The organism is Enterobacter cloacae complex sp. 394I7 (assembly GCF_057320345.1).
On record NZ_JBXWCR010000006.1, the window covers coordinates 93407 to 105153 of the forward strand.

The window sequence follows — 11747 nt, forward strand, 5'->3', positions numbered from 1 at the left end:
ATGGGCATTCTTCAGGCTAGAGCCTTACAGGAACAATCACCACCTCCCCAGGAGGTGGTTTAGGGATGACAACAAAAAAGGACAACTCACGTTGTCCTTTTGCTTTTAGCCGGGTTTAACTCAGCAGCGTAAACGCAATCATCCCGACAATGGCACCCGTCGTGCCGAGGATGGTTTCCATCAGCGTCCAGGTTTTCAGGGTTTGCGCTTCGGTCGCACCGGTAAATTTACCGAACAGCCAGAAGCCGGCGTCGTTGACGTGTGACACCACAATCGAACCGCCCGCAATACAGATTGAGAGCGCGGCCATCTGGGCACCGGAGTAGTTAAGCTGTTCAATCACCGGCATCACCAGACCCACGGCGGTTAAACATGCCACCGTCGCAGAGCCCTGGATGATACGCACCGCCGCAGCCAGTACGAAACAGGTCACCGCAATGGGCAGCCCCATGCCGGTCAGGGCTTCGCCCAGCGCCGGACCCACGCCGGAATCCACCAGCACCTGTTTGAACACGCCACCGGCACCGATCACCAGCAGAATGATACCCGCCGGCTGCAGCGCATGGCCGCAGATTTCCATCACTTTGTCTTTCGGCATGCCCTGGCGCATCGCCAGGCCGTACATCGCCACCAGACACGCCACCAGGATCGCGGTGAACGGGTGGCCGATAAACTCAAACCATTCGTACGCGGTAGACCCCACCGGCACGAAACGCGCGGCGATGGTTTTCAGCCCCACCAGCACCAGCGGCAGCAGGATCAGCGCCAGGCTGAAGCCGAAGGACGGCATTTTGCCTTCGCCAAGGTGCGGCTCGGTGACGTCATCCGGAATGTGAAGCTCAACGTAACGGCTGATGAAGTTGCCCCACAGCGGGCCGGCAATAATCATTCCCGGGATCGCTGCACACAGGCCAATCAGGATCATCCAGCCAAAATCGGCGTGCATCTGAGAAGCCAGCAGCATCGGCGCAGGCCCAGGCAGCAGGAACGCCGCCGCTGCCGCCACGCCCGCAAACAGCGGAATCACCAGCTTCACGAGGTTAGTGCCGGTATGGCGCGCCATCGAGAACGCCACGCTAATCAGCAGCACCACGGCCACTTCGAAGAACAGCGGCAGCGCACAAATCAGACCGGCGAGGCCAATCGCGTAGTGCGCACGGCTGTGTCCGAAAGATTTGAGCATTTTGACGGCAATCTGGTCGACTGCGCCCGTCTCATGCAGGATCTTGCCAAACATCGCGCCCAGCGCGACCACAATGGCCAGGAAACCCAGCGTGCCTCCCATCCCTTTTTCCATCGTCGCTGCGATCTTATCGAGCGGCATACCGGAAAAGAGACCTGCACCAATAGACACCACCATTAAGGCAACGAAAGCATGCATACGCGCTTTCATCACTAAAAACAGCAGCAGCAATACGGAACCAACTGCTGTTAAAACTAGCGTTAATGTACTCAAAACTTACTGCCTTTTATTAATGACCTCGATGGTGCTGGCAACAACACCCTCCAGTGACTGATCGATATCAACCACTAAGACGTCTTTCTCATCGTCACCCGGCTCCTGCAACGCTTCGAACTGCGTCACCAGCATCTGGGTTTTGAAGAAGTGGCCTTTACGCGCCTTCAGACGGCTTTCAATCACCTCGAAATCGCCTTTCAGATAGATGAAAGAGAGGTTCGGGTTGCCGTCACGCAGCAGGTCGCGGTAGGTTTTTTTCAGCGCGGAGCAGACGATCAGGGAGACCTTGTTGGTACGCTGCATCGCGAACGCGGCGTCATTCAGCGCCTGCAACCACGGTTTGCGGTCGTCATCGTTCAGCGGCTCGCCGGAGGCCATTTTCATGATATTGCTGCGCGGATGGAGGAAGTCGCCATCAAGAAACGCCGCATGAAGTTGATGCGCCACTTCGCTGGCCACGGCAGATTTACCGCTACCGGAAACGCCCATCAGGACGTAAACGTGGTGATCATGATTAGTCGTGCTCAAAGGGTGTCCCTCAGTCAATTGTTACGGGTAACAGTTATCGGTAACATTGTCCTGCCGGGGCAAAAGAGAAGCAATATCCAAACGTGCGCGAAGTGAATAAGTGTGACCCACTTCAAATTTGTCAGCTTAAATAGATCCACCCGGTGACAAGGTGAAACCTAAATCTAACATTTTCGGCGTCACCGTCTCGCCACGTATGCGCGCCAGCAGGCGTTCTGCGCCAATACGGCCCATACGTTCACGCGGTGTCAGGACGCTCGCCAGACGGGGTTCCATCACCTGGCCGATGTCGTGGCCGTGGAAACCGGCAATCGCCATGTCTTCGGGGATCTTCAGCCCCAGACGCTGGCATTCGAACGCTGCACCGACCGCAAGGTCATCGTTGGTACAGAAAATACCGTCCAGTTGCGGATACTCGCGTCGTGCCTGACGCATCAGTTCAATACCCGACGTATAGGATGAAGACTGCTCAACCATCACGCTGTACGGTGTTAAACCGGCGTCGAGCATTGCCTGCTCGTATCCCTTCTGTTTGATGATAGTACGTTCATCCAGACGTGCACCCAGGTAGGCAATATGGCGATGGCCGCGGGCAATGATGGCCGCCGTCATCTGGCGCGCCGCTTCGAAGTTATCAAAGCCCACCGCAATATCGAGACACGGCGACTGGCTGTCCATCAGCTCCACCACCGGAATGCCTGCCACTTCAATCATTTTTAGCGTACGGGGGGTGTGAGTACGTTCGGTTAAAATCAGGCCGTCGATGTTCCAGGAGAGCATGGACTCAAGACGTTCTTCTTCCAGTTCCGGCTTGTACCCATAGTGAGCGAGCATGGTCTGATAGCCAAAGGCATCGGTCACGCTTTCAATGCCGCGCAACACTTCGGCAAAAACCTGGTTGGTTAAGGAAGGCAGGAGGACGCCAACCGCGCGGCTGGTCGCATTCGAAAGAATATCGGGGGCGCGGTTAGGGATATACCCCAGTTCATCGAGGGCAGCGGCAATCTTGCCACGCAACGCCACGGAAACCTGTTCCGGGTTACGTAAAAACCGGCTGACCGTCATTTTGGTCACACCGACGCGATCGGCTACATCCTGAAGTACGGGGCGTTTCTTTTTCATCGTCCTGAGAAATCGTAAGTGATAGATTTGCTCAGTTTATCACGGACAAAGCCCATCCTTCCCCTGTCAAAGGGAAGGATGGGCATTTATTTATGATTTATTACACCGGTGGCAGATCAAACAGCAGAATTTCGCTTTCACTGTCGGCATGCACGGACAGTGCCTGCTCATCCCAGATTGCCAGACCATCCGCCGTGGTGGCTTTCGTGCCGTTAATAGACACCTCGCCTTTCACCACCTGGATCCAGACGCGGCGGTTAGCGGCAATCTGATGGACAGACTGTTCGTCTTTTGCCAGCGCCCAGCGGTACAGTTCCATATCCTGATGCACTTTCAGCGAACCGTCACGCGCATCCGGAGAGAGCACCAGCTGTTTGCCCTGTTTAGCATCAAAGCGGCGCTGTTCGTAGCGCGGGGTGATGCCGGTTTCTTCCGGAATGATCCAGATTTGATACAGGTGCAGTTTTTCCGTTTTGCTTGGGTTGTATTCAGAGTGACGCACCCCGGTACCCGCACTCATAATCTGGAACTCGCCCGCCGGAACCTGCTCTTTGTTGCCCATGCTGTCCTGGTGCTCAACCGCCCCTTCCAGCACATACGTCAGGATTTCCATGTCTTTGTGCGGGTGGGTACCGAAGCCCTGGCCTGCATCAATCACGTCATCGTTAATGACGCGCAGTGCGGAGAAGCCCATAAAGTTCGGGTCGTAGTAGTCGGCAAACGAGAATGAATGCCATGAGTCCAGCCAGCCATGATTCGCGTGACCACGTTCGTTTGCTTTGCGTAAGTAGATCATTGTTTCACCCTCAGTTCGTTTCGATGGAGTAAGTGTGGACGCAAACGGCCTGGGATCATAGAGGGTGAAAATTGACTCCTCTGTTCAAAAATTTAGAACAAGCAAAGAGGAGTCATGTTTTCTTATCTGGCGAGGGTTATCGTGGCAGGAGAGGCCTGTTCGAAGGCCCGTTCAAGGAGTTCGAGATTGGTCATAACTTCAGATTCCTTGACGTAATTGGGCGCACCGTTAGTCAGGGTCTCATACAGCGCATCGTAAACGCGGCCATAGTCACCCGCTTCGGGTTTCACGTCCTCTTTAACGGTGATGCCCTCTGCGTTGACGTACTCCAGCACGCCCACGGAGTCATCCGCCGCAAACTCCGGGTCGCCGGGCATAATGTTCGCCTTCAGGCTGGTCTCCTGCTGGTCGATACCGTACTTGATAAACGAGCCTCTGGTGCCATGCACAATAAATTTCGGGTAGTCAATTTTCACCAGATGGCTGGTTTTGACGATGGCTTTCAGGTCGCCGTAAAACAGCTGGGCTTCGAAGGTATCATCCGGATTGGCTTTGTTGCGCAGGCTGCGGATGTCGTACGCCATGTGGTCCGGTCGGCCAAACAGAGAGATGATTTGATCGAGCGTATGCACGCCCAGACCATAGAATGAGCCATCCTGCGGCAGGCCGGGATGCGTTTCGGCCACCGGACGGTAGTAATCAAAGTGGCTTTCAATCTCGACGATGTCACCCAGTTTACCGCTCTCAATCACTTTTTTTGCCGTCAGGAAGCAGCTGTCAAAGCGGCGGTTTTGGTACGGCGTGACGGTCAGCCCTTTGCGCTTCGCCAGGTCAAACAACGTTTTCGCCTCTGCCATTGTCGGGGTAAACGGCTTTTCCACCAGCACGTTTTTGCCCGCCTCCAGCGCGCGTTTTGCGTACTCGAAATGGCTGTCAGCGTGGGTACAGACAATCACCAGTTTGACCTGCGGATCGTTGAGGACCTCATCAAGATCGCTGGTGAAATGAATATGGGAGTACTGGGGAGACTGCTCTTCCGGCTTCGCGCGACGCCGGTAGATATGGGCAACGTGCCAGCTGTCTTTGCGGTTGAGAACATACGGAAGGTGGTAACGCGTGGTGCTTTTGCCAAATCCAATAAATGCGCAATGTAATGTCATGGCTCAGTCCTTTTTAAGGTTACTGAGTGCAACCATAGCGCAAGTTTTGCCCTCACCCCAGCCCTCTTCCACGGGGAGCGGGCGAAAAAAGACAAAAAAAAGCCAGCGAAAAGCTGGCTAAAGTAATACTGGAAGCAATGTGAGCAATGTCGTGCTTTCAGGTTCCCGTCGTGGTCTTCCTGAACGCAGAGCAATAATAATCATTCTCATTCGCACTTGTCCAATCTTTTTTGCAAAAATTAGCAGTTGACTCAAATTTTAATCTCACTGATGTTGGAATGGACGTTTAACTGACTGAGGATGAAGGAATGAGTGAGATTGTGATACGCCATATCGAAGCCCGCGATGCAGAAGCGTTACGTGACATTATGTCGCATCCTGGGGTGTATCACGACACACTACAACTTCCCCATCCCTCAATGGATATGTGGCATGACCGGGTCGCGACGAAACCGGGAAGACGGCATCTCGTCGCCTGTCTGGACCAGCGAGTGGTTGGCCATATGGCACTCGATGTGATGGAAAATCCCCGCCGCAGCCACGTTGCAACGTTCGGCATTAGCGTGGCCGCTGATGTACAGGGACGCGGTGTGGGTCGTGCGCTCATGCGCGAAATGGTCAATCTCTGCGACAACTGGTTGCGCATTGAACGCATTGAGCTCACGGTTTTTGCGGATAACCCTGCGGCACTGGCGCTGTATAAGAAGTTTGGGTTTGAAATCGAAGGGACCGGCAGGAACTTCGCCCTGCGTAACGGCGACTATGTGGACGCGTATTACATGGCGCGGCTGAAGTGATAAATTGCCCGGTAGCGCGACGCTTACCGGGCAATAAAATCAGAACCCCGCCGTCAAATCATCCACCGAACGCGGATCCGAGGCCCCAAACAGCGTGCCGTCCGGGCCGACCATAATGCTCTGGGTGCTGCCCATTGCCTCTTTCAGCGCCACCTTCTGTCCGCGCTGCTCCAGCAGTTTTAAGGTGTCCGGGCTAAAGCCCTTCTCAACACGCAGCTCGTCCGGCAGCCATTGATGATGGAAACGTGGTGCATTCGTCGCTTCGGCGACATTCATTCCAAAGTCGATGCTGTTCACCACCATCTGCAGCACCGTGGTGATAATACGGCTGCCGCCAGGGCTACCAGTCACCAGCCAGGTTTTACCGTCTTTGACCACGATGGTAGGCGACATGGACGACAGCGGACGCTTCTTCGGCCCGACCGCATTTGCATCCCCACCTACCAGCCCGTAGACGTTCGGCACGCCCGGTTTGGCCGAGAAGTCATCCATCTCGTTATTGAGCAGAATCCCGCTGTTGCCTGCCACGATGCCTGTACCAAAGGTGGTGTTGAGGGTATAGGTCACCGCCACCGCGTTACCGTCTTTATCCACCACCGAGAAGTGGGTGGTCTGGTTGCTCTCATACGGTGCCAGCTTGCCCGGGCGGATCTCGCTCGACGGTTTGGCTTTGTTGATGTCAATCTCATCAGCAATCGATTTAGCATAAGCTTTATTGGTCAGCGCCTGCCACGGCACCTTCACGAAGTCCGGGTCGCCCAGGTATTCTGAACGGTCGGCGTAGGCGCGTTTTTCCGCCTCTGCCATCACCTGCATGGCATCCGCGCTGCCGAAGCCGAACTTGTGCATATCGAAGTTTTCAAGAATGTTAAGGATCTGCACGATGTGAATGCCGCCGGAAGACGGAGGTGGCATTGAGAAAACGTCATAGCCGCGATAGCTTCCGTGAATCGGCTCACGCTCGACGGCCTTGTACTCCGCGAGATCCGCTTTGGTGATAAGCCCACCGTTCTTTTGCATCTCTTCGGCAATCTGGTCGGCAATCGCCCCTTTGTAGAACGCATCCGGGCCGTGCTCCGCAATCAGCTCCAGACTTTTTGCCAGGTTCTTCTGCACCAGCTTATCGCCCTTCTTCAGCGGTTCGCCGTCTTTCCAGAAGATAGCCTTGCTGTTTTCGTGATTCGGAATCACTTCGCTGCCATAGGTTTTAAGATCGTCAGCCAGGGCGTCATTCACCACAAAACCTTCGCGGGCGAGCTTAATCGCAGGCTGTACCACTTTGTTGAGCGGCAGGGTGCCATATTTTTCCAGCGCCAGGGAGAAGCCTGCGACGGTGCCCGGCGTACCGGAGGCGAGATGCGAGGTCAGGGATTTTTTGCTGTCCGGGTTGCCTTGATCGTCAAGGAACATATCGCGGGAAGCCTGTCCGGGGGCCATCTCACGGAAGTCGATGGCGGTGGTTTTGCCGTCTTTGGTCCGCAGCATCATAAAGCCGCCGCCGCCCAGGTTCCCCGCCTGCGGATGCGTCACCGCCAGCGCATAGCCCACCGCGACTGCCGCATCCACCGCATTACCGCCCTGCCGGAGAATATCGACGCCCACTTTCGTTGCCAGCGCATCCACCGACGCCACCATACCCTGCGTTGCCCGCACGGGATGAAAAACATCTTCCTCCACGCCGTACGAGACTGGCGGAGCCGCTGGCGGGTTGGCCGCCACGCTAAATGTGCCGCCTGCCATCAGCGCGGCGATCGCTATCCAGCGCAAAAACGTTGGTTTCATCATTATTGTTCTCCAGGTGAAGAGGGCCATATTCCCCGCTTAAGCCTGGTTCACAACTCCTAAAAAATCATCGTCATGGTGAAATCAGGGTAAACTTAAGAGAAGCCTCAAAAGAAGGGAGATGACAATGAAACGCTTACTGATTCTTACGGCGCTGCTTCCGTTTGCCGCGCTCGCACAGCCACTCAATACGATGAACAACCCGAACCAGCAGGGCTACGTCATTCCAAGCCAGCAGCGTATGCAAACGGAGATGATGAGCCAGCAGCAACAGCAGAAAGGGATGCTGAACCAGCAGTTGAAAACGCAGACCCAGATGCAGCAGCAAAGCCTGCAAAACCAGATGAACACCAACACCCAGCGCATACAGCAGGGTCAGGTGCGTGAGCAGCCGCTGCCTAACCCGAACGGCGGAATGCTGGGCGGCATGACCTCGTCGGGCAGCGGACAGCAGCATATGCTGCCGTCCCAGTCACCGTCGAATGGCGGGATGCTTAATTCTTCGCAGAACTAAAGTTCGGGCCGATCGCGTCAATCGCATCGGTACAGATACTGTCCACCCCCCAGCGCAGCAGTTCTGCCGCGCGCTGGGGTTTGTTGACGGTATAGACCAGGATATGCAGCCCCGCCTCTTTCAACATTTTTACCCGCGCCTCATCCAGCAGCGCGTGGTTCAGGTGAATCGACACACACCCTAAACGGCTGGTCAGTTCACGCCAGTCATCACGCCACGTGTCGAGCAGCAGTCCGCGCGGCAACGCCGGAACGGACGCCTGCGCCGCCTCCAGGGCATCAATGTCAAACGACGACAGCAGGGGTGGCGTCATGCCCTCCCACAGCTCACGCGCGGCCAGCGCAATGACTTTACCTGTGAGCGGCCCGGTGCCGGTGGTTGGTTTGATTTCGATATTGGCCATCATGCCGTGCAGGCGACAGCGGTCGGCCACTTCCGCCAGCAGCGGCAGCGGCTCGCCTTTGAACTCGCTGCTGTACCAGCTTCCGGCGTCGACGTTCAGCAGATCGCGCCACGGCAGGTCTCCCGCCACGCCCCAGCCATTGCTGGTGCGTTCGAGGTTGTCATCATGCAGAAGGAAAATCTCGCCGTCTTTCGATAGTTTGGCGTCGAACTCGATCATCATGTGACCGTAATGCGCGCCCATATCGATAGCCGCCAGCGTGTTTTCCGGCGCCAGTTTACCGCCGCCCCGGTGGGCGACGATGTGGGGATAAGGCCAGTTACTCATATACGTTGTCCTGTTTCACCGTCGAATACGTGCAGGTGATTTTCCGGCAGATGCAGCCACAGCGTGCTGCCTGCTTTAGGGCGCTCCTGATGGGCCAGACGCACCACCATTTTTTGTTCACCCCAACGTCCGTGCGCCAGGTTGTCAGCCCCCAGCATCTCCAGCGTGTCCATGACCAGCGGCACGCCGCCTTCCGCCTGTGAGGTTAACCCAATATGTTCCGGGCGGATACCGAGCGTCATCTTACGCCCGGCATAGCCACGATAGTACCCGTTTACGGGCAGCGCCATCCCACTTTCCAGCTCAAAGTGCGTACCGGCGCTGCTGATCCGCCCTTCCAGCAGGTTCATCGCCGGGCTGCCAATAAAGCTTGCCACAAAGCGGGAGGCCGGTTTCTCGTATACCTCCACCGGGGTGCCAATCTGCTCGGCGACGCCTTTGTTCATCACCATCACGCGCTGGGCGAGGGTCATCGCTTCCACCTGATCGTGCGTCACATACAGGGAGGTGGTTTTCAGACGACGGTGCAGTTGCTGCAGCTCAAGGCGCATCTGCACGCGCAGCTTGGCATCAAGGTTTGAGAGCGGCTCGTCGAACAGGAACACCGCGGGGTCACGCACAATGGCGCGCCCCATCGCCACGCGCTGGCGCTGTCCGCCGGACAGTTCACGCGGACGTCGCTTGAGCAGGCCATCCAGTTCCAGAATACGCGCCGCCTCTTTCACGCGCTCATCGATATGGCTTTTGCCCATCCCGCGGATTTTCAGCCCCCAGGCCATGTTCTCTTCCACGCTCATGTGCGGGTAAAGGGCGTAGTTCTGAAACACCATCGCGATGCCCCGGTCCTTCGGCTCCATCTCGGTCACGCGCTGGCGATCGATCCAGATATCGCCGCTGGTCACACGTTCAAGCCCGGCAACCATACGCAGCAGCGTCGATTTGCCGCAGCCTGACGGGCCAACCATCACGATAAACTCCCCGTCCGCCACGTCGAGCGTTAACGGCTGAATGACCTGGGTTTTGTTGTCCCAGCTTTTGGTCACTGCCTGTAATTTTAAACCTGCCATGTTATTTCTCACTGTCCACTAAACCACGCACGAACGCACGTTGCATGGCTAAAACGATAACGACCGGGGGGATAAGGGTGAGCAGCATCGCCGCCATCACCTGATTCCAGAGCGTGGTGCCTTCACCGGTGGCGATCATGCCTTTGATGCCCGCCACGGCGGTGCCAAGATTGACGTCCTGAATAATCAGCAGCGGCCACAGATACTGGTTCCAGCCGTAGATAAAGGTGATGACAAACAGCGCCGCAAGGTTGGTTTTCGACAGCGGCAGCACGATGTCACGGAAGAAGCGCATCGGCGAGGCTCCGTCAATACGCGCGGCCTCAATCAGCTCGTCCGGCAGGGTCATAAAGAACTGGCGGAACAGGAAGGTGGCGGTGGCCGAGGCCATCAGCGGCAGGGTTAAACCTGCGTAGCTGTCCAGCATCTTCAGGTTGGCGATCACTTCCACCGTCGGGAAGATACGCACTTCGACCGGCAGCATCAGGGTGATGAAGATCATCCAGAAGAACAGGTTACGCAGGGGAAAGCGGAACCAGACGATGGCGAAGGCCGAGAGCATCGACACCGTGATTTTGCCCACCGTAATACCGAACGCCATGATGAAGCTGTTCAGCATCATCAGCCAGAATGGCGCGCTGTTAGCGCCCACGCCCTGGGTCCAGATGGTTTTCATGTTTTCGAAAAGATGCCCGCCTGGGATCAGCGTCATCGGCGTATCAAACACCGCTTTGGTGTCCAGCGTGGCGGCAACGAAGGCCACATACAGCGGGAACAGAATGACGATGATGCCCAAAATCAGCATGGTGTGGCTGAACATCGTCAGCCCGCGACGGTTCTCGATCATTGGTAGCGCACCTTACTTTCGACATAACGGAACTGCACTACCGTGAGAAGGATGACGAGGAACATCAGCACGACCGACTGGGCGGCGGATGCCGAGAGATCCAGACCGGCAAAGCCTTCGCGATAGATCTTATAGATAAGCGTCGTCGTGGCCTGCACCGGGCCACCGGCCGTGGCGGCGTCGATCACCGGGAAGGTGTCGAAGAAGGCGTAAACCAGGTTGACCACCAGCAGGAAGAAACTCACCGGGGCAATCAGCGGCAGCGACAGCCTAAAGAAACGACGGACCGGCCCTGCACCATCAATCGCCGCGGCTTCAACCAGCGAGCGCGGAATAGACTGCAGCGCAGCAAAGAAGAACAGGAAGTTGTAGCTGATCTGTTTCCACACCGACGCGAAGACCACCAGGAACATCGCCTGACCGCTGTTCTGGGCGTGGTTCCAGTCGTAGCCGAACTCCGCCAGGAAATGGGTAATCAGCCCGCGCCCTGGGTTAAACAGGAAGATCCACAGCACGGCGGCGACGGCAGGCGCCACGGCGTAAGGTAGCAGCATCAGCGTCTGATACAGACTGCTGCCGCGCACCACGTAATCCACCAGCGCCGCGAAAAAGAGCGATGCGACAAGACCGCTGACAGTGACCAGCGCGCTGAACTTCATGGTCGTCCAGAAGGCGTCGAGGTAATAGCTGTCGTGGAACAGCGCGGTAAAGTTGTCCAGCCCGACAAACTGGCTGGAAAGCCCAAACGGATCGACGCTTTGTACCGAGTACCAGAGCGCCTCGCCCGCAGGCCAGATAAAGAAGATAACGGTGATGACCAGCTGCGGCGCGACCAGCAAATACGGCAGCCAGCGCGAACGGAACACCGGACGGGATGAGGACATAGTTTAGCTCAGCGTAGGTAGCCCTCACCCCAGCCCTTCCCGCAGGGAGAGGGACAGGATG

12 protein-coding genes are annotated in these 11747 nt (G+C 56.6%); 2 read left to right on the plus strand and 10 right to left on the minus strand.

The window, feature by feature from the left end:
* Nucleotides 1-115: 115 nt before the first annotated feature.
* The 5 genes from gntU to AC2FAP_RS18865 all read right to left on the minus strand — a co-directional run bounded on the left by gntU (nucleotide 116) and on the right by AC2FAP_RS18865 (nucleotide 5065).
* Entirely contained in the window at nucleotides 116-1456 is a 1341-nt protein-coding gene (gntU, locus tag AC2FAP_RS18845; protein ID WP_014171987.1) for a gluconate transporter, read from the minus strand.
* A 3-nt stretch (nucleotides 1457-1459) separates the two neighbouring features.
* Nucleotides 1460-1987 (minus strand): gluconokinase, encoded by a 528-nt coding sequence (gene gntK, locus AC2FAP_RS18850; RefSeq protein ID WP_020884556.1) that lies wholly within the window; start codon nucleotides 1985-1987, stop codon nucleotides 1460-1462.
* Nucleotides 1988-2113: 126 nt separating this feature from the next.
* Entirely contained in the window at nucleotides 2114-3109 is a 996-nt protein-coding gene (gene gntR / locus AC2FAP_RS18855) for a gluconate operon transcriptional repressor GntR (RefSeq protein WP_014171989.1), read from the minus strand.
* A gap of 100 nt (nucleotides 3110-3209) precedes the next feature.
* Complete coding sequence (locus AC2FAP_RS18860) at nucleotides 3210-3905, minus strand: pirin family protein (RefSeq protein ID WP_014171990.1); 696 nt, start codon at nucleotides 3903-3905, stop codon at nucleotides 3210-3212.
* A gap of 122 nt (nucleotides 3906-4027) precedes the next feature.
* A complete protein-coding gene (locus tag AC2FAP_RS18865) occupies nucleotides 4028-5065 on the minus strand; it encodes an oxidoreductase (protein WP_014171991.1) in 1038 nt (345 codons plus the stop codon).
* A gap of 308 nt (nucleotides 5066-5373) precedes the next feature.
* On the opposite strand from AC2FAP_RS18865, the gene yhhY reads away from it, so the two are divergent.
* A complete protein-coding gene (yhhY, locus tag AC2FAP_RS18870; protein ID WP_014171992.1) occupies nucleotides 5374-5862 on the plus strand; it encodes an N-acetyltransferase in 489 nt (162 codons plus the stop codon).
* A 39-nt stretch (nucleotides 5863-5901) separates the two neighbouring features.
* Here yhhY and ggt read toward each other — a convergent pair whose 3' ends face one another.
* The gene (ggt, locus tag AC2FAP_RS18875) at nucleotides 5902-7644 is read right to left on the minus strand and encodes a gamma-glutamyltransferase (protein ID WP_025202845.1); all 1743 of its coding nucleotides are present in this window, start codon (nucleotides 7642-7644) and stop codon (nucleotides 5902-5904) included.
* Nucleotides 7645-7771: 127 nt separating this feature from the next.
* Between ggt and AC2FAP_RS18880 the strand changes: the two genes are divergently transcribed.
* Entirely contained in the window at nucleotides 7772-8158 is a 387-nt protein-coding gene (locus AC2FAP_RS18880; protein WP_020884553.1) for a DUF2756 family protein, read from the plus strand.
* Here AC2FAP_RS18880 and ugpQ read toward each other — a convergent pair.
* From ugpQ to ugpA, 4 genes are read right to left on the minus strand one after another with little or no spacing between them, the layout of a single operon-like run.
* Nucleotides 8139-8888: a glycerophosphodiester phosphodiesterase gene (ugpQ, locus tag AC2FAP_RS18885; protein WP_449541962.1), complete on the minus strand. Its 750-nt coding sequence runs from the start codon at nucleotides 8886-8888 to the stop codon at nucleotides 8139-8141. The genes AC2FAP_RS18880 and ugpQ overlap by 20 nt on opposite strands.
* Nucleotides 8885-9955, minus strand: coding sequence for a sn-glycerol-3-phosphate import ATP-binding protein UgpC (locus tag AC2FAP_RS18890; protein ID WP_020884551.1), 1071 nt, complete (start codon nucleotides 9953-9955; stop codon nucleotides 8885-8887). Before AC2FAP_RS18890 ends, ugpQ begins: the two co-directional genes overlap by 4 nt.
* A gap of 1 nt (nucleotide 9956) precedes the next feature.
* The gene (ugpE, locus tag AC2FAP_RS18895; RefSeq protein WP_014171997.1) at nucleotides 9957-10802 is read right to left on the minus strand and encodes a sn-glycerol-3-phosphate ABC transporter permease UgpE; all 846 of its coding nucleotides are present in this window, start codon (nucleotides 10800-10802) and stop codon (nucleotides 9957-9959) included.
* Entirely contained in the window at nucleotides 10799-11686 is an 888-nt protein-coding gene (gene ugpA / locus AC2FAP_RS18900; protein WP_485453005.1) for a sn-glycerol-3-phosphate ABC transporter permease UgpA, read from the minus strand. Before ugpA ends, ugpE begins: the two co-directional genes overlap by 4 nt.
* Between the last annotated feature and the right edge of the window lie 61 nt (nucleotides 11687-11747).